We start from the raw sequence: 17,951 nt of genomic DNA on the forward strand, positions 1-17,951 counted from the left end.
GTCAATACGGCGGCGGGGAAGGAACGTCCGTTTCTTCCGGGGGCGCGGGAACCGGGGAGGACGCGTCCGGGGCGGGAATGGTTTTCTCGGGCACTTTGCGGGCGCTCGCCCCCGTGACCGATCCGAACCCCTCCAGGGTCCGCTTCACGATGTCCCGGGCGAACAAATCCCACAGGCGTTCGCGGGCTTCCTCTTCGGTCAACCCGGCGGGTTGGGTCTCCACCACGTAAATGTAATCCCCCTCCAAACGCTTTTCCTCCCAGAGAATGCGTTTTTCCACCCGATCGAGGAACCGCACGTCCATGATCACCCACAGGCGGTATTCCAGAGGTTGGTTGGCGGCGTCGTAGGTCGTGACTTGGCGGATGTAATTGACGATTTCCCCCTCCACGATGCCGTCGGCCGTGGCTTCGGTGCTCACGTAGGGCAACCGGCCGTCGCGGATGAATTCCTGCTCCACGCGCAGGCGCAGTTTGTCCTCGAGACCGAAAAACTGGGTCCGGTTTTGGAAGGGCCGTAAACTCACCCGCTGAATGTGCGGGGGCAGCGTGATGTTCGCCCCGCCCGAATAACCGGCCATCTCCCCGCATCCCGCGAGGGCCCACCCGGCCGCCACCGCCCACACGCCGACGGATCTTTTCATTTGTCGCCTCCGTTTCCGTTGATGGGGGCCGTCACAAAGCTCACCATGCGGCCCGGTACGTGGATCTCTTTGATGACTTTTTGCGATTGGAGGGACTCCCGTATTTTCGGCAAGGCCCGTGCCGCGGCCAGCACCTCGGCCGGGGGCGCGTTCACGGCCACCGTCAAACGGTCCTTCAATTTTCCATTGATCTGCACAGGGATCTCCACGCGGTCTTCCGTGACCAAAGACGGGTCGTGCCGGGGCCAGGGCGCGAGCGACGCGAGGCTCTTCTTCCCCAGGCGTTCCCACATTTCCTCCGCCAGGTGCGGCGCGAAGGGGCAAAGCAGCAACGCCAGGGTTTCCCGATCCGCCGCCGTCGCGCCGCCCGCGAGGGCGTTCACGTACTCCATGAGCGCGGAAATCGCCGTGTTGAATTTGAAGTTCTCCACCCGTTCCGTCACCGCCCGGATGGTGCGGTGGCGCAGGCGCGCGTGGGGGTCCCCCGCCGCCGTCGCCGCGTCCAGCGCCCGCCACGCTTTTTGAAGAAAGCGGGTCACGCCTTCCACCGTGCGCATGTCCCAGGGCTTTTCCGCTTCGAAATCGCCCATGAACATTTCGTAAAGGCGCATGGCGTCCGCGCCGTGTGGACCGATGACATCGTCGGGGCTGATGACGTTCTTTTTGGATTTGGACATCTTTTCCTTCAGTTCCGTCAGAACCTCGCCCGTGGCTTTCAACTTGGGCGCGGCCCCCGCGAAATCGATCTCGTCATAGCCGTGGTAGGCGCCCAGGGCGTCCCGGTAACTGTAGGAGAGAATCATGCCCTGGTGCCGCAGCTTTTGGAAGGGCTCCTTCGTCGAAACAAGACCCAGATCAAACAGCACTTTGTGCCAAAACCGGGAATACAACAGGTGCAGCACGGCGTGCTCCGCGCCGCCGACGTAGAGGTCCACGCCCGTCGTTCCCATCCAAAAACGCTCCGCCGCCGCCGACCAGGCGGCTTGCGCGTTGCGGGGATCGAGGTAACGGAGGTAGTACCAGCAGGAGCCCGCCCACTGGGGCATGGTGTTCGTTTCCCGACGGGCCGCGGCGCCGCAGGTCGGGCAGGTGGTTTGGACCCAACTTTCGACCGCGGCCAAGGGGGATTCGCCCGTGCCCGTCGGCTCGTATTTTTGCACCTCGGGCAGGCGCACCGGCAGTTGGTCTTCCGGCACCGGCACCGCGCCGCAACGCGCGCAATGCACGATGGGGATGGGCTCGCCCCAATAACGTTGCCGCGAGAACACCCAATCCCGCAAACGGTAATTGACCGCGGCCCGCCCCGCGCCGCGTTCCGCCAACCAGGCCGTGATCTTTCTTCGAAACTCCGCCGTCGTCAAACCGTCGAAGGCCCCGCTGTTCACGGCGACGCCTTCGATGTCAAAAGCTTCCTTCATTGTTTCCGGAAGCGGGGGACCGGCCCTCGCCGGAGCCACAACCACTCGGATCGGGATCTCAAATTTTCTGGCGAACTCGAAATCCCGTTGATCGTGGGCCGGCACCGCCATGATGGCCCCCGTGCCGTAGCTGATCAAAACATAGTCGGCCACCCAGACGGGGATCTTTTCCCCGTTCACGGGGTTCGTCACCGTTCCGCCCGTGAACACCCCCGTTTTGTCCTTGGCCAAGTCGGTGCGCTCCAAATCGGACTTGTGGCGCGCCGCCTGGCGGTAGGCGTCGACCGCGGTTTTCCGGTCGGGGGTCGTGAAGGCGTCCACATCGGGGTGCTCGGGGGCCAACACCATGTAGGTGGCCCCGAAGAGCGTGTCCGGACGGGTGGTGAATACCGTCATCGCTTTACCCACGGCGGCGGTCGGCGAGGCCCCCGTGAATTTCACTTCGGCCCCTTCGGAGCGCCCGATCCAGTTCCGTTGCATGGCCAAGGTGGACTCGGGCCAATCCAAACCTGCCAAGTCGCTCAACAGACGGTCGGCGTAGGCCGTGATTTTCAAAATCCATTGGCGCAGATTCCGTCGTTCGACGGCCGTGCCGCAACGCTCGCAGGCCCCTTGGTGCACCTCTTCGTTGGCGAGGCCGGTTTTGCACGACGGGCAAAAGTTGATGGGCGCGACGCCTTCAACGGCCAATCCCCTTTTAAAAAGTTGGAGGAAGATCCACTGGGTCCATTGGTAATAGGCGGGGTCGGTGGTGTCGATTTCCCGGTCCCAGTCGTAGGAGAAACCCAGCGCTTTGATTTGCCGTCGGAAGTTGGCCACGTTGGCCTGGGTCACGGCGCGGGGGTGTTGGCCCGTGGCGATGGCGTGGTTCTCGGCGGGCAGCCCGAAGGCGTCCCAACCCATGGGGTGAAGCACGTTGAAGCCCTGCATGCGTTTGAGGCGGGAAAGGATGTCCGTGGCGGTGTAACCCTCGGGGTGGCCCACGTGAAGCCCCGCGGCCGACGGGTAGGGGAACATGTCCAAAATGTAGAGCTTCGGTTTGGCCGGGTCTTCGGCGGCGCGGAAGGCGCGGGACTCCTCCCAACGGCGCTGCCATTTGGGCTCGATGGTCTTCGGATCAAAAGGTTCGGTCATTGTCTCACCAGACGCATTAGCATTTCCCGGTTGCCCTCGGGCCCCAGCACCGGGCAGTCGATGTCGCCCCGCACGGCGAATCCCGCCGCCAACGCCCGGGCCGTCGTTTCCCGCCGCACGCGTTCCCGCACCGCCGGGTCCCGCACCACCCCTTTGGGGGCGTCTTTCGGCCCCGCTTCGAACTGGGGCTTGACCAGGACGATGAACTCCGTGCCCGCGTCGAACAGGGCCGCCAGGGCCGGCAGCACTTTTTCCAGGGAGATGAACGAGACGTCCACCGTCACCAGCCCCGCCCGATCGCCCTCCGCGAAGGCGTCGACGTCCGCCCGGGACAATTTCAGCGCGTGGCACTTTTCGCGGTTGACCACGCGGGGGTCGTTGCGCAGCTTCCAATGCAGTTGGCCGTGCCCCACGTCCACGGCCAAGACTTTTTTCGCCCCGGCTTGAAGCAAACAATCGGTGAACCCGCCGGTCGACGCGCCGATGTCGACGCACACCCGGCCCTTCGGATCGACGCCGAAGGCGTCGAGGGCGGCCCGCATTTTCAACCCGCCCCGGGACACGTAGGGCAAATCCTCGATCAACTCCAGGGGTTGGTCCGTCGCCACTTTCTCCCCGGGTTTCAGTTTTTTCACGCCCGGGGCCCGGATTTTTCCAGCCAGGATCAACGCCTGCGCCCGGGCTCCGGTCTCCGCCAATCCCCGTTGAACCAACAATTGGTCCAGCCGAATTTTTTCCAGGTTCGTTTACTTAACCGCCAACCGCTGCCGGTGCAACTCCTTGACCCGCTCCGCGATTTTCGCGGCGGAGAGGCCCACCTTGTCGCGCAGTTTGGCCTGGGTGCCGTGCTCGACGAAACTGTCCGGCAGGGCGATGGTCCGCACGGGGACATTGTCCCCCTCGAGGGCCTCGCGCACGGCGTCGCCGAACCCGCCGATGAAGGTGTTTTCCTCCACGGTGATCAAAAGCGGCGACCGGCGCGCGGTCTCCAAAATGAAATCCCGATCGATGGGCTTGGCGAAGCGCGCGTTGACCACCCCGACGCGCAGCCCTTCGCGGCCCAACTGCTCGGCCGCCTCCAAACAAACTTGGACGGGCTGGCCAAAGGCCAACAGGGTGGCGTCGGCGCCCTCCCGCAGGACCTCCCCTTTGCCGATGGGCAAAAGCTTTTGGGTGTTGTCCATGGGCACGCCCACGCCCGCGCCCCGGGGGTAACGGATGACGGAGGGGCCCGGCATATTCAAGGCCGTCTTCAGCATGTGTTGAAGCTCGTTCTCGTCCTTGGGCGCCATGATCGTCAGGTGGGGCATCATGCGCGTGTAAGAAATGTCGTAGGCCCCGTGGTGCGTGGGGCCGTCGTCGCCCACCAGGCCGGCCCGGTCCAAGCAGAACACCACCGGCAGTTTTTGCAGGCAGACGTCGTGGATCATTTGGTCGTAGCCGCGTTGAAGGAAACTGGAATAAATGGCCACCACGGGCTTCACCCCCCCGCAGGCCAGACCGGCGGCGAAGGTCACCGCGTGCTGTTCGCCCAGTCCCACGTCGTAGAATCGCTTGGGCAGTTCTTTGCGGAACACATCCAACCCCGTGCCTTCGGGCATGGCGGCCGTGATGGCCACGATCTTGGTGTCTTCCTTGGCGAGCTTGACCAACGTCTCCCCGAACACCTGGGTGTAGGAGGGAGCCCCCGGGGTTCCTTTCATCATCTCGCCCGTTTCCGGATTGAAACGCGTGACCCCGTGGTACTTGATGGGCTCGGCTTCCGCCTTTTCGTAGCCGCGCCCCTTCTTCGTGACCACGTGCAACACGTGGGGGCCCTTCAATTGTTTCACGGCTTTCAACACTTCAATCAGTTGCGGGAGATCGTGCCCGTCCACGGGCCCGAGGTAACCGAACCCCATTTCCTCGAACAGCACCCCGGGGAACAGGAACACTTTCACGCGCTTGGCCAAACGCAGGAGGTACGCGCCGTAGTAACTCATCCGGGTCAAAAGTTTTTCCACTTTTTCCTCGGCCCGGCGGACCATGCCCAGGGTCGTCAGCTTCGCCAGGAACGCGCCGAAGGCGCCCACCCGGTGGGAAATGAACATCTGGTTGTCGTTCAGAATGACCAATATGTTGGTGGCCAACTGCCCGGCGTTCTGCAACCCCTCGAAGGCCATGCCCCCGGTGAGGGAGCCGTCGTTGACCAGCGCGATCACGTGGTGGTCCTGTTTCAAAACGTCCCGCGCCGCGGCGAACCCCACGGCCGCGGAAATCGCCGTCGAAGCGTGCCCCGCGCCGAAGTGGTCGTGCTCGGATTCGTTGCGCGTCAGGAACCCGGAGATCCCGCCGAACTGGCGCAGCGTGTGAAAGCGGTCGCGGCGGCCCGTCAGAAGCTTGTGGGGATAGGCCTGGTGCCCCGTGTCCCAAACCATCTTGTCCGTCGGGGAGTCGAACACGTAGTGCAACGCGATGGCGAGCTCCACCGTGCCCAACCCCGCGCCCAAATGCCCCCCGACCTGGGAGGTCACCTCGATGATTTTTTCCCGAACGTCTTTGGCCAGCTCGGGCAGCTTATCGAGAGGGATTTTTTTTATATCCGCCGGTCCGTTCACTTGGTCAAGAAGGGTCATGACGTGTCCTTTTCCTTTGCGCGGTCAACGATCGCGTTCGATGATGTAGTCGGCCAGGGCCGAGAGCGTTTCCGCTTTTTTTCCAAAAAGAGAAAGGGCGTCCTTCGCCCGGGCCACCGCGCGGGCGGCCCGGCGGCGGGATTCCTCCAGACCGTACACCGCCGGGAAGGTCAACTTGCCGTTGTCCCGGTCCGACCCGCGTTTGCCCAAAAGTTTTTTGTTGCCGACGATATCGAGAACGTCGTCGGCGATTTGAAAGGCCAAACCGATCTGTTCGCCGTAGGTCGCGAGGGCCCGCCGCTGTTTTGAGGTCCCCCCGGCCAAGACCGCCCCCGCGTCGAGGCTGGCCTTGATCAGGGCGCCGGTTTTCCGGCGGTGAATGAAATCCAAAACGCGGGCGCGGCCCCCCCCCCGCGTCGCCCCGTCGGCCGAGGCCAAATCCACCGCCTGCCCGCCCACCATGCCGAGGGAGCCCGCCGCCTCGGCCACGACGCGCACGACCTCCACCGCGCGGGCGGCCGAAACGCCCGGCACCCGGGCGTTTTCGGCCATCAACCGAAACGCGTGGGTCAATAAGGCGTCCCCGGCCAGGATGGCCATGCCCTCGCCGAAGACTTTGTGGTTCGTGGGCCGTCCCCGGCGCAAATCGTCGTCGTCCATGGCCGGAAGATCGTCATGGACCAGGGAGTAGGTGTGCAACACCTCCAAAGCGCACGCCGTGGGCATCGCGCTTTCGGGCCGGCCGCCGCAGATCTCGGCGGCGGTCAAGCACAGGAACGGCCGCAACCGTTTCCCCCCGGCGAACACGGAATAGCGCATCGCTTTGTGGATCACCGCGGGAGGGGTGCGCTCGCGGGGCAACACTTTATTCAAGGCCCGGTCCACGCGCACGCCCCAGCGGCGCAGGACGTTCAACAAATCGGTTTGATTCAAGCTCTCGTCCTGGGAAAACTTTTTTGAATGCGCTCGATGGCCCGGGCCCGGCCGTTTTCGAGATCCACCAAAACCGCGCAAAAGAGGGCGTCGCCCTCGGCCACTTCCAACCTCACCCGAATGCCCGTCAAAAAGCGTTTCAACGCCGCGTCCTTTTGCCCGCCGATCACGCTGTCCCGGGGGCCGGCCATGCCCACGTCCCCGATGTACGCCGTGCCCTTGGGAAGGACCCGTTCGTCCGCGGTCTGCACGTGGGTGTGGGTCCCCAAAACAGCCCCCACGCGACCGTCCAGATACCACCCCATGGCCTGCTTTTCGCTGGAGGCCTCGGCGTGAAAATCCACGATCGTGGCATCGGCGGCGGCGTCCTTCAGCAAAGCGTCCGCCGTCCGGAACGGGCAATCGATGTCGTCCATCCCGTGGCGGCCCATCAACTGCATCACCGCGATCTTCTTTTCGCCCACCGGGTACAGCCCCCGTCCCCGCCCCGGCACGCCCGGGGCGTAGTTGGCCGGACGGAGCACGCGCGGGTCCTTTAAAAGCGGTTCGGTTTCGGGCCGGTCCCAGGTATGGTTCCCCAGGGTCAAGACGTCCAACCCGGCGGCGAAAAGGGCCTTGGCGGTCGGCTCGGTCAACCCCCGGCCTCCGGCCGCGTTCTCCGCGTTGCCGATGGCGAAATCCACCCCGGCTTCGCGGCGAATGGCGGGGACGAAATGCGCCACGGCCTCGCGCCCCGGCCGCCCGAAAATGTCCCCCACGAACAGAATGCGCACCCGTCCCCCTCGGTATTTAAGACGGGTAATTATAGCAAACCCAGGGAAAGAGAAACCCCTTGCGCGGAATGCGTTTGCCTATCGGCTTTAACATCTGGTAACGTCGCACGCAATATCTTCTCCACATTGGGAAGATTTCACCAAACACGAGGAGGATCCATCGAATGAGAGGCAAATGGTTGCTTGGGTGCCTTTTGGCCCTGACCGGAGCGCACAGCTTCGCCGGGGATTGGAGCGGCTTGTACGCCGGCGTCAACGGCGGGGTCACGACCATGGCGAGCGATTGGTACGATCAGGATGATTACTGGAACCGCGGCACTTTTCGTGCCCACAGTTCAGGGCAAAGCCTGGGCGGCCAGGTGGGCTTGAATTTCCAATCGGGGGCAACCGTGCTCGGGCTCGAAGTCGATTACCGGTCCGGACACATCGAAAAATTTTCCGACCTGAATGGCCTGGAATTGAAAGACGAACTGAAATCCTTGATAACGTTGCGGACCCGTTTCGGGCTCGCCATCGACGAAGGGTTGTTGTACGGCACGTTGGGCGCCGCCCGCGCCTACAGCTGGCACACTTGGCAGGATCTCCCGAACCGGTCGAAGTTCGGCAATTACAAAATCGGCGTGGTCTACGGGTTCGGTTACGAACGGAAAATCGGCGCCCGCCTTTCCCTGCGCGGGGAGTATCTGGCCACCCGCATCCCTTCGGTCACCCGCCGAGTCGACGGGCCTCCCGCCGGTCTCTCGTACGACTACGAAGTCTCCAACACCCTGTCCCACATCGGCGTTGGCCTCAATTACCACTTCTAAAAGGCCACCGGCCGTGACGGATTCGACCACGAAAAGGAGAATGTCAATGAAACGATTGGCTTTGATTTTAGCGGCCGCGGCGGGGGTTCTTCCCCTGACGTTGTCCGCATCGGATTGGAACGGATTCTACGTGGGGGCCCAGTTCGGCGCGGCGACCTACGGGACAATATGGACCGACATCAACTACGATTGGTATGGCCATTCCTTGAACCACGCGAAGGACAAAATCCTTCCCGGGGCTCAAATCGGTTACAACCGGCAATACGATCGCGTGGTGTACGGGGTCGAACTGGATTACCGCTCGGGAGCCAAACGCTCGACCCGGTATGACAACGACGTGTACAAGACCGACGAATTGAAATCCCTCATGACCTTGCGCCTTCGGGCCGGCCTGGCGGCGGACGAAAGCCTTCTCTACGGCACCGTGGGCGCGGCGCGGGCCGACGTGAACCACGACTGGATTGAAGACGGGGACGTCACCGACAGCTGGTACGGCCTCGACAACAACCGCCTCGGCCTCGCCTACGGGTTCGGCTTGGAGCATCGATTGTCGAAACGGCTATCGGCCCGGCTGGAATGGTTGCACGCCGAAATTCCCGGCGCGAAAAACCGCAACCAAGACGGTTACCAAATGGAAATTTCCGAATCCCTGGACAGCGCGTCCCTGGGATTGAATTTCCACTTCTAAGCGACGGCGATGGTCGCGGATTCGATTAATCTCATGAGGAGAACACACATGAAAAGCGTTTTGAAAGCACTCGCGATCGCGGCGCTGTCAACGGCCCCCGCGATAGCCCAAGAATGGAGCGGCCCCTACGTCGGCGCGACCGCCAGCGTTGCCACCCTGCGGACCGCCTGGACCGATGTGGAATACGATTGGTTCGGCGGCACTGTCGATCAACGGCGGTCCAAATTGAACGGCGGTCTTCAATGGGGCTATAACAACCAAAAAGGGAACTCCGTCATTGGCTGGGAATTGGATTACCGCCCCGGCCACGTTTACATCAACACCGATATGGGAAACCTCCCCCCCGTACTGGAAAAAACCGATGCGCTCCGTCATCTCGTGACCCTGCGAGGTCGTGCGGGCCTCGCGGTGGACAACGCGCTGGCCTACCTGACGGCGGGCTTGGCGCGGGGTGACATCAGGCACTCCCTCATCGCCAATGGAAATCCCAGCAACGGCTCCAGCACGCCGACGTTTTACAACAAGAACCTCGGCCTGGCTTATGGGGTGGGCTTGGAACACCGGGTTTCGGACCGCTATTCCCTGAGGGTGGAATACCTGGGCGCGGTTTGGCCGACCCAAACCGTATCCACCAACGGAGGTTCCCGGTACGACCAAAAAGACCGGGTGTCGTTCCTCTCCCTCGGTCTCAACCTCCACTACTAATCCGAACCCTTAAAAACAAAAGGCGGGCGGCCCTCACGGGCCGCCCGCCTTTTTCTTAGTTATAGGTTTGGTTCTATTATTGCAACAGTCCGCTGCGGAAAGTGATGCTGTTGCTCTGGGTCGTTTGGCCGTTGAAGTTCTTGGTCTCCGCGTAATAAGTCAGAACCACGCCGGTGCCCACGACGGTCTCCATTTGCCCCTGCGTGTTCGTCCTTTCGAACCGCCGCTGTTCCCCGATGCTGGTTTTGATCGCCAATATCCCCGCGGTCGGGACGGCCCCGGTCGCGGACGGCCGGTCGATGGTTCCGATTTCCTTCGACGGGAACAAATGCGTGGTCAAGGCCCCGTTGGACGCGCGGAAGGTTACCGACCGGTTCACGAACAACTGGAGCTTTTGGATGCCCGTCTCGTCGTCGGCCGAAAGGGCGGACACTTCGATCAAGGATTCGATGGGGACTTCCTGCCCCGTGATGTCGCCCGCGCGACCGGAGGTCCGGGCCGACACCTCGAAATGGGCCACCAACGACGTCACCTCGCGCCGTGACGGGGGCGCGGAGGAAACGATGACGGTGACGGTCGACGCGTCGACGCGCAGATCGATTCGGGGCGGGGTGGCGTCGGAGCTCGTGGCGGGATTGAAGGGAACGGTCTTGCAGGCCCAGACCGTCAACAGGCCCATGCCAACCAGGTGCAGGCGCATCCATGAATTCATTGTGTCCTCCGGGAAGTGTTTAGAAAAGTCTTGCGATTCTAACAGTTATCGGCGGGCGAAAACGCGCCCGGGGGTGACCACGGCGTTCACCCGACGGTCGTGGACCGCGCCCGGCAAACGCACCGCGAGTTGGTGATCAAAACAATAGCCGAGGGTTTTCAAACGGGGGGTCTCGGACAGGTAACGATCAAAATACCCCCCGCCGGCGCCCAAGCGCTCCCCCCCCTTCGTGAAGGCCGCCCCGGGCACGACCAACAGATCCGGCCGTTCGACCCATTCGGGATCGCGGGGTTCCCAAACCCCGTGCGCGTTCTTGCGCAGCGCGCCTTGGCTTTTCGGCAGACGGGCGAAACGCATCCCGCGCGTTTCCGGAGCGACCACCGGCACGGCGATGGTTTTTCCCGCGGCCCGGCCGGCGCGGATCAAGGGCGCGGTGTCGATTTCGTGGGGCAGCGACAAAAAGAGTCCCACCGTTTCGGCCCGTCGCCACTCCGGCCGGGCCATCAAACGGCGCGCCGCCCGGCGGGCGTCCCGGCGACGCAGACCGACGGGCCGGTCCCGGTTCAAGGCGATGAAATGCAATCGTAAAAAATGTTTTTGGCGCAGGAGATCCGAATCGATCATGTTTTTTTCCGTTCCGGCCAAAGGGCTTCGTAACGCTCCTTCAACCGTTTCTCATCGCCCAGGTCCCCCGGTTCCCAAAAACGGGACCATTGCGGCATGTATTCCTGAGGGGTGAATCGTCCCGGGAAATCGTGGGGATACTTGTACCCGGCGCCGTGGCCGAGCGCCTCGCCGTCGCGGTTCGCGTCGCGCAACGGAAGCGGCACCTCGCGGCGCGGGCCCCGTTCCACCTCGGCGAGCGCCCGGTCGATGGCCACGTAGGACGTGTTGGATTTGGGGGCCACGGCCACGTACACGGCCGCCTGGGCCAAGGGGATCCGCGCCTCGGGCATGCCCACTTTTTCCACGGTTTCAAAGGCGGCGTTGGCGATCAAGAGCGCCCGCGGATCGGCGTTGCCCACATCCTCCGAAGCGCAAATCAAGAGCCGCCGGGCGACGAAGCGGGGGTCCTCGCCGGCGGCCAGCATTTTGGCCATCCAATACAGAGCCGCGTCCGGGTCGGATCCCCGGAGGGATTTGATGAACGCGGACACCGTGTCGTAGTGCTCGTCGGACGATTTATCGTACCGGAGGGCCCGCCGCTGGGTCGAGGCTTCGGCGGCCGTCCGCGAAACGCGCACCGCCCCTTTTTCCGTCGTCGTGGTCAGGACGGCGAGTTCCAAAGCGTTGAGGAGCCGCCGGGCGTCCCCGTCCGAAACGGCGAGCAAATGGTCTTCGGCGTCGGGGTCCAACACGGCGTTCTTTGCGCCCAAGCCGCGCTCGGGGTCGGCCAAGGCGCGGCGCAGCAGACCGCGAAGGTCTTCCTTGCCCAAGGCGTTAAAGGCGTACACCGTGGAACGGGAAATAAGGGCGGCGTTGACGTAAAAAAAGGGGTTTTCCGTCGTGAGGCCGATCAGGGTCACCAACCCCCGCTCGACGTCGGGCAACAGCGCGTCCTGTTGGGTGCGGTTGAAATGGTGGATCTCGTCGAGGATGAGCAACGTGCGCCGCCCCCGCGCCCGTTTGCGGTCGGCCGCCGCCGCGAGGATTTTGCGGATGTCCGGCACCCCGATGGTGACGGCGTTGGTTTGCTCCACGTGGGCTTGGGTTTTGGCGGCCACGAGGCGGGCGAGGGCCGTCTTGCCGCAACCCGGCGGGCCGAAAAAAATGGCGGAGCCCAGCCGGTCCGCCTCCACCGCCCGGCGCAACAAACCGCCGGGGGCCACCAGGTCGGCTTGCCCGGCGAATTCCCCCCAATCGCGCGGCGCCATGCGTGCGGCCAAAGGGGTGTGGTCCCCGATGCTTTCCGGCGCGGCGGCCTGGAACAGGTCCATCACGCCAACGCTTTTTCGAGCGTCTCCAAAAGGCTTTTGAGTTTGGCTTCGTCCACCGGGGGCAACTCCTGGGCGTTGGCCTTTTGGCGGGACCCCAGTTCGAAAGCGATGTTGAGGGCCGCGAGCACGGCGATTTTCTGGGTGTCCACCAATCCGAGTTTATCGGAAATTTCCTTCATTTTCTGATCGACGTAAGCGGCCAACTGGTTGGCTTCCAACGGGGTGAGGTTCCCGGGATCGAGCTCGTACACCATCCCGAAAATGTTGACCCGGATTTTGTCTTTGACGAGAGGATTCACGCGATTTTGAGCCGATCCAGCTTGTCCAAAATCTTCTCAAGCCGGGACCGCAGGCGTTCCCGCTCCTCGATCAACTCCCCGTGTTCGCGCAAAAGGCGCCGGGCCCGGCGGCTCTCGTCGCCCATCAATGTCAGTTCGGCCTGCAGCCGCTCCCGCTCCTTGCGCAAATGATGGATTTCTCCGGTCGCCTGCCGGACTTTTTCAGCGAGTTTGGTCAACAAGGGCGATGGCATTCCGTCGAGAATTTAGCAAATCGAGCGCCCCCCCACAAGCGATCCCTTCCCCCACAAAATTCAATTTTGTTTTTGACAGCGGCCGCTTCTTGCTATAGAATAAGGCCATGATCAAAAAACCGAAGAAAACCTCTTTGGGCGGATCGCGCTGGGTCGCGCCTTCCGCCCTTGTACGCTTTTGGGGCGCTCGCCTTGGGCGGGGGCGCGATCCTCGCCCGTGTCGCGTTCGGCCCCCGCGCGGCCATCCTTCTGGGCGCCGTGGGGGCCTTGGCCGCCCTCTGGGTGGCGCAGCGGGCCACGCTGTACCCGCGCGTCTATCTCGGCCGCCCGATGGCCTTTTTGGGTTTGTTGCTTTCTTTGGTGAGCGTCAACGAATCGTTGGGCGCTGTGGGGTACAATGTGTTGTGGCGGCGTTCGTTCCAAGTCAACGGGGTATTCGCGGTATACACGGACCCCACGGCGGGGTGGCGCGTGGAACACCCGACCCGCTGGGTGACGGTCAACGAACTCGCCGACCAATCCATCACTTTGAGTTTTAAACCGTCCATGCTCAGCCAGAGCATGATTTTCAGCGTGACCCGGAAACCCGGGGACGGGAAGACCGACGTCCGGGACTGGGCCGATCGATTCCTTTTCCGTTTGCCGAAAAGCGACCGCACCTTGATTCTGGAGAGACGCCCGTTCCGCTACCCGGACGGTCGGGACGCCTTTGAATTGATTTACGAGGACCCGATCCAAACCCTTCCGCTTCGGCACCGCATCGTCTTCGTGAACCAAGGGAACGACTTGTTCATGCTCTCCGTCGCGGCGACGCCCGGCCACCTCGACCGGTTGGGGGAGGAAGCCGAGCGCTTCCTGCTCAGCCTCCGCGCGCCGTCAGCGATTTCTTAAACCGAGGCGCCGTCGCGCCCACAACCCCAGCAACGCGGTCGAGGCCAGAACCGCCAACCCCGCCAGAAGGGGACCCAGGTGGTCCACCACCGCTTGACGGAATCCGGCGATGCCCGCCTCCCGCAAAATGCTCCAAAACGTCCCCGAGAAATAAGTCATCAGAAAAGTCCACGGGAAAAGACCGACCAAACTGGTCCACAAAAACCGCCGCCACGTCATTTGCGAAAGCCCCGCCAAGTAATTCATGATCACAAAGGGCGGGAAACCGACCCACCGCAGGAGGACGAAGGGACCGGGGCCGGGATGCCGAAGGAGTCCCACCCATCCGCGATTCCCCCATCGACGAAGGAGGGCCGCCATGGGCCGGTGCCCCAACCGCCGAGCGAACCAGAAGGGCCCGCTGGCTCCGGCGAGCACGGCCGCCAAATTGATGACCAATCCCCACCCGAAGCCGAACAACACTCCCCCCGCGACGGGGAAAGGGCTCACCGGCGCCACAAAACAAGCCGCCACATAGAGACCAACGAAAACCGGCAGCGCCCAGGGGTTGCCGCTTAACCCGTCGATCAGGGCAACGAAATGCGTGATCACCGGCGCGCGGGCCACAAAGCGCCCACCCCCAAAGTCACGAGCGTTCCCAGAATCACCAACCAGCTCCACCCGAGAGGGATTCGACCGGCTTCCGACAGGATCAAAAGCACCGCATTGATCGCGGCGCTCAACGACATGGCCAAAATGTTTCCCCGGTTGCGTCCGCGCTGCGTCAAAAGGCCCAACAGAAAAATCCCCAACAGGGCGCCGAAGGTGACACCCCCGATTTTAAAGGCCAGCCACAGAATGTTTTTCCCGTGACTGAAGGCCCAGGCCAAGAGGGCCAAAAGGACGCCGAACACCCCCACGCAAAGGCGGGACAAGCGAAGGAGCGCCGCGTCATCGACCGAAAGCCCCCGACGGGCCCGCCAGGGGCGGTAGACATCGGTCACGAAAGAGGTCGCCAGAGAGGCCAGCGGGGAATCGATGCCGGCCAATACGATGGCGGCGACCAGGACGCCTTTGAGCAAGGTCGGGGTGTGGGCCCCGATAAAAAACGGGAAGATCGCGTCAAGTTTTTCGGGCAGGGCCAAGCCGGGGTGGGTGGTGAAAAAACCATACAAAGCCGTGCCGACCGAGAGGTAAATCAAAAGCACGCCCAAACTCAGACCGATGGTCGCCAGCATGGTCCGTTGGCTGGTTCGGCGCGTTTCCACGGTCAACAGACGCTGCATCAAATCCTGATCGGTTCCGAAGGCCGCCATGGAACCGAAAAATCCGTTCAATATCGCCACCCACCAGATGTTCGGGTTTTTCCAAAACGCCGCCCAAAACCCGGGCGCGCCGGAGGACGGGCCCGGGTCGAACACCGCCAAGCGGCCGCCCTCGGTCGCCGCGCGCAACAACCCCGCCGCCCCCCCGTCGACACGGCCCGTTATGAAAATCACCGCCGCCAGGCCGCCGCCGATGAAAACAATCGCCTGCAGCACGTTGGTCCAAACGACCGCGCGCATTCCCCCGGCCCCCATGTAGAGAACGCCCACCGCGATGAAGACGACGATCACCCAACGGATGTCCACGCCCAACAACACCGAAAGCGCCAGGCACGCCGCCATGAGGCGCACCCCGGACCCCAACAACCGCGTGACGAAGAAAAAGCAAGAAGCCGCGACCTGTGTGGGCACCCCGAAACGCGCCGCCAAGAATTGGTAAATGGTGGTGCAATGAAACCGGTAAAAGGCGGGAATGAACAAATAGGCGATCACGACACGGGCCGCGGCCGAACCGATGAAAAACTGGAGGTATTCCCAGTTTTCCATGTAGGCGGTGGCGGGCACCGAAATGATCGTCACGGCGCTCACTTCGGTGGCGACGAAGGAAAGGGCGGCCGCCCACCCCGGGACCCGGCGGTTGCCCAGGAAGAATTCGTCCGTGGACGTTTGACGGCGCCGAAACCACAATCCCAGACCCACCGTGACGGCCAAGAGAGCGCCCAGAACCGCCAAGTCCCCCCAGACCACCCGCGCGCCGCTCATCAATACAACAAAATGCCCAAGCGCTCGATCCGAAAAACATCAATGGTCGCGCGGGCGCGTTCCAACAACCGTTCCGGTTTCTCGCCCGAGAGGAACCAATCCTTCCATTCCGGGGTTCCCACCACCCGGGGCATTTCGTCCCACCGGGGTTTGAAATCTTTGGGGGAAGAGTCCCGCAGGGCGCAGGCGGCGTGCACGAAGAGGTCCACCGGCCGGGCGCGCCGCGTGTCCGTCACGACGATCTGAACACCGTAACACACCTGGCCTTTATAACGGTCGGACGTCGGGCGGAACGTCACGGGCTTAAAACGCAGTCCCGGCAATCGTTGGCGCGAGAGCGTGCGGGCAACGGTGATGTTGCGCATCCAGGGGGCTCCGAACACTTCGAAGGGGGTGTGGGTGCCCCGCCCCACGGACACGTTCGTGGATTCAAAAGCCCCGATTCCGCTGTACAAAAGGGCGGCGCGGGGCGTGGGAATGTTGGGCGAGGGGGCCAAAAAAGGCATCTCCGTTTGGGGCCAGAGCATGGACCTCCGCCACCCCTCCATGGGCACGACCAGCAGGCGCGCGTTCAAAGCGGCTTTTTCATTGTGCCAGCGGGCCAGTTCGCCCAGCGTCAAACCGTGCCGCGTGGGAACGGAAAAATACGCCGTGAAATGCCGGACCTCGGAGGAAAGGACCAACCCTTCCATCGCCATTCCCCCCAGGGGGTTCGGGCGGTCGAGCAACACGAACTCCTTGCCGCCGCGGGCGGTTTCCTCCAGGGCGTAACCCATGCTGGTCGCGTAGGTGTAAAAGCGCGTGCCGATGTCCGGCAAATCGCAGACCAAGACATCGATGTCTTTCATCTGCTCGGCGGTCGGGCGTTTCGTCTCGCCATAAAGACTGTGCACCGGGATTTCCGTGCCCGGGTACACCGAATCGGGGACCGGCGCGCCGTGTTCCATCTTTCCCGTCAACCCATGCTCCGGGGTGAACACCGCCACCAGGGTCACGCCCGGGGCCTCCATCAGCAGGTCCACCAGGGGGCGTCCGTCGCGGTCCTGGGCCGTGTGGTTGACGAGAACCCCCACCCGTTTTCCCAGCAGGGGTCCGAAATTTTGTTCCTTCAAAACATCCAGCCCGGTCTTGACCTCGGCGCGGAGAACCCCCGCCAACAGGAAGACCGTTAACGCCGCGATTCGGCGGTTCATCGCATCGCCTCCCGCAAACGGCCCCCCGCGGCCTTAAGGCGTTTTTCGGCCACGGACCGCGACACGCTTCGTCCGGCCATGAGGATGGCGGTTTTGGTGCGCCCGCCCGCTTGACGGAGCAAGGCCGCCGCCCGCGCCGGCGTCGCCCCTCCCAAATCGACGATCAACCGCCGCCCCCGCGCCGCCAATTTGCGCGATCGCGGCTGCAAATCCACCATCCACTGGCCGTGCACCTTGCCGAGCCGCACCATGGACATCGTCGTCAGCATGTTTAGTATCATCTTGGTCGCCGTGCCGGCTTTGAGTCGGGTCGACCCCGTGAGGATCTCCGGACCGGTGGCGAACACCACCCGCGCGTCGGCGGGGGGCCGCGCGCCGGGGTTTCCGGTGAGGAAAACGGCCGCCGCTTTTTTCCGGCGCGCCGCCGCCAGGGCGGCCCGGGCGTGGGCGGTGACGCCGCTGGCCGCCACCGCGACCACCGCGTCGCGCGGGGTCAAAACGCGATCGAACAACCGTCGGACCGGGGCGGGATCGTCCTCGGCCCCCTCCCGGGAACGAAAAACGCTGGACCGCCCGCCGGCCATGACGGCCTGGATTTGACGCGGCGGCGTGTTGAAGGTCGGCGGGCATTCGGCGGCTTCCAGAACACAGAGGCGGCCGCTGGTGCCGGCGCCGACAAGGTAAAGGCGCCCCCCGCGGGACAAACGATCCACCACGATGTCCACGGCGCGGAGCACACCGCGCTTGGCGCGGCGGACGGCCCGCACGACAGCGGCGTCCTGGGCGTTCATCAGGTCGAACAACCGCGAAGGGGACAGACGGTCCAGGTCGCGAGACCCCGCGTGCGGGCGTTCGGTGGGAATTCGGCCGTAATCGCGGTCGTTCATGGCGTGAGAATATCAATT

19 protein-coding genes are annotated in these 17,951 nt (G+C 63.4%); 4 read left to right on the plus strand and 15 right to left on the minus strand.

The genetic code is table 11. From position 1 onward, the window contains the following. Nucleotide 1 precedes the first annotated feature (1 nt). The 6 genes from IPI56_07070 to IPI56_07095 form a co-directional block, all read right to left on the minus strand. Complete coding sequence (locus tag IPI56_07070) at nucleotides 2-643, minus strand: LptE family protein (GenBank protein ID MBK7545487.1); 642 nt, start codon at nucleotides 641-643, stop codon at nucleotides 2-4. Then, complete coding sequence (locus IPI56_07075; GenBank protein ID MBK7545488.1) at nucleotides 640-3,195, minus strand: leucine--tRNA ligase; 2,556 nt, start codon at nucleotides 3,193-3,195, stop codon at nucleotides 640-642. Before IPI56_07075 ends, IPI56_07070 begins: the two co-directional genes overlap by 4 nt. Continuing rightward, on the minus strand, nucleotides 3,192-3,935 hold the full coding sequence (locus IPI56_07080; protein ID MBK7545489.1) for a TlyA family RNA methyltransferase: 744 nt from the start codon (nucleotides 3,933-3,935) through the stop codon (nucleotides 3,192-3,194). Before IPI56_07080 ends, IPI56_07075 begins: the two co-directional genes overlap by 4 nt. Before the next feature lie 6 nt (nucleotides 3,936-3,941). Beyond that, the gene (locus IPI56_07085; GenBank protein ID MBK7545490.1) at nucleotides 3,942-5,810 is read right to left on the minus strand and encodes a 1-deoxy-D-xylulose-5-phosphate synthase; all 1,869 of its coding nucleotides are present in this window, start codon (nucleotides 5,808-5,810) and stop codon (nucleotides 3,942-3,944) included. Between the two features lie 24 nt (nucleotides 5,811-5,834). Further along, nucleotides 5,835-6,629 carry a polyprenyl synthetase family protein gene (locus tag IPI56_07090; GenBank protein ID MBK7545491.1) on the minus strand — a complete coding sequence of 265 codons (795 nt, stop codon included), beginning with the start codon at nucleotides 6,627-6,629 and terminating at the stop codon, nucleotides 5,835-5,837. 110 nt (nucleotides 6,630-6,739) lie between these two features. After that, nucleotides 6,740-7,516 (minus strand): TIGR00282 family metallophosphoesterase, encoded by a 777-nt coding sequence (locus tag IPI56_07095; GenBank protein ID MBK7545492.1) that lies wholly within the window; start codon nucleotides 7,514-7,516, stop codon nucleotides 6,740-6,742. A gap of 164 nt (nucleotides 7,517-7,680) precedes the next feature. Between IPI56_07095 and IPI56_07100 the strand changes: the two genes are divergently transcribed. The 3 genes from IPI56_07100 to IPI56_07110 are packed head-to-tail and all read left to right on the plus strand — an operon-like array spanning nucleotide 7,681 to nucleotide 9,715. Continuing rightward, complete coding sequence (locus tag IPI56_07100) at nucleotides 7,681-8,322, plus strand: outer membrane beta-barrel protein (GenBank protein MBK7545493.1); 642 nt, start codon at nucleotides 7,681-7,683, stop codon at nucleotides 8,320-8,322. Nucleotides 8,323-8,368: 46 nt separating this feature from the next. Then, nucleotides 8,369-9,010 carry a porin family protein gene (locus IPI56_07105; protein MBK7545494.1) on the plus strand — a complete coding sequence of 214 codons (642 nt, stop codon included), beginning with the start codon at nucleotides 8,369-8,371 and terminating at the stop codon, nucleotides 9,008-9,010. Nucleotides 9,011-9,058: 48 nt separating this feature from the next. Continuing rightward, nucleotides 9,059-9,715: a porin family protein gene (locus IPI56_07110; protein ID MBK7545495.1), complete on the plus strand. Its 657-nt coding sequence runs from the start codon at nucleotides 9,059-9,061 to the stop codon at nucleotides 9,713-9,715. Between the two features lie 76 nt (nucleotides 9,716-9,791). On the opposite strand, the gene IPI56_07115 is transcribed toward IPI56_07110, so the two are convergent. From IPI56_07115 to zapB, 5 genes are read right to left on the minus strand one after another with little or no spacing between them, the layout of a single operon-like run. Then, nucleotides 9,792-10,427, minus strand: a complete 636-nt coding sequence (locus IPI56_07115; protein ID MBK7545496.1) for a hypothetical protein — start codon at nucleotides 10,425-10,427, stop codon at nucleotides 9,792-9,794. A gap of 45 nt (nucleotides 10,428-10,472) precedes the next feature. Beyond that, nucleotides 10,473-11,051, minus strand: a complete 579-nt coding sequence (locus IPI56_07120; GenBank protein MBK7545497.1) for a 5-formyltetrahydrofolate cyclo-ligase — start codon at nucleotides 11,049-11,051, stop codon at nucleotides 10,473-10,475. Further along, complete coding sequence (locus tag IPI56_07125) at nucleotides 11,048-12,364, minus strand: replication-associated recombination protein A (GenBank protein ID MBK7545498.1); 1,317 nt, start codon at nucleotides 12,362-12,364, stop codon at nucleotides 11,048-11,050. Before IPI56_07125 ends, IPI56_07120 begins: the two co-directional genes overlap by 4 nt. Then, nucleotides 12,364-12,618, minus strand: a complete 255-nt coding sequence (locus IPI56_07130) for a cell division protein ZapA (GenBank protein ID MBK7545499.1) — start codon at nucleotides 12,616-12,618, stop codon at nucleotides 12,364-12,366. The genes IPI56_07125 and IPI56_07130 overlap by 1 nt, the downstream gene beginning before the upstream one ends. Before the next feature lie 41 nt (nucleotides 12,619-12,659). Next, nucleotides 12,660-12,896, minus strand: a complete 237-nt coding sequence (zapB, locus tag IPI56_07135; GenBank protein ID MBK7545500.1) for a cell division protein ZapB — start codon at nucleotides 12,894-12,896, stop codon at nucleotides 12,660-12,662. Between the two features lie 192 nt (nucleotides 12,897-13,088). On the opposite strand from zapB, the gene IPI56_07140 reads away from it, so the two are divergent. Next, on the plus strand, nucleotides 13,089-13,787 hold the full coding sequence (locus IPI56_07140) for a hypothetical protein (GenBank protein MBK7545501.1): 699 nt from the start codon (nucleotides 13,089-13,091) through the stop codon (nucleotides 13,785-13,787). Here IPI56_07140 and IPI56_07145 read toward each other — a convergent pair. From IPI56_07145 to IPI56_07160, 4 genes are read right to left on the minus strand one after another with little or no spacing between them, the layout of a single operon-like run. Then, nucleotides 13,773-14,393, minus strand: coding sequence for a VTT domain-containing protein (locus tag IPI56_07145; protein MBK7545502.1), 621 nt, complete (start codon nucleotides 14,391-14,393; stop codon nucleotides 13,773-13,775). The two genes, IPI56_07140 and IPI56_07145, sit on opposite strands and share 15 nt — an antisense overlap. After that, nucleotides 14,375-15,853: a hypothetical protein gene (locus IPI56_07150; GenBank protein MBK7545503.1), complete on the minus strand. Its 1,479-nt coding sequence runs from the start codon at nucleotides 15,851-15,853 to the stop codon at nucleotides 14,375-14,377. The genes IPI56_07145 and IPI56_07150 overlap by 19 nt, the downstream gene beginning before the upstream one ends. Further along, on the minus strand, nucleotides 15,853-17,046 hold the full coding sequence (locus IPI56_07155; GenBank protein MBK7545504.1) for a DUF1343 domain-containing protein: 1,194 nt from the start codon (nucleotides 17,044-17,046) through the stop codon (nucleotides 15,853-15,855). The genes IPI56_07150 and IPI56_07155 overlap by 1 nt, the downstream gene beginning before the upstream one ends. Next, entirely contained in the window at nucleotides 17,043-17,933 is an 891-nt protein-coding gene (locus tag IPI56_07160) for an N-acetylmuramic acid 6-phosphate etherase (protein MBK7545505.1), read from the minus strand. Before IPI56_07160 ends, IPI56_07155 begins: the two co-directional genes overlap by 4 nt. Nucleotides 17,934-17,951: the final 18 nt, after the last annotated feature.

The organism is Elusimicrobiota bacterium (assembly GCA_016706425.1).
GTDB lineage: Bacteria > Elusimicrobiota > Elusimicrobia > FEN-1173 > FEN-1173 > JADJJR01.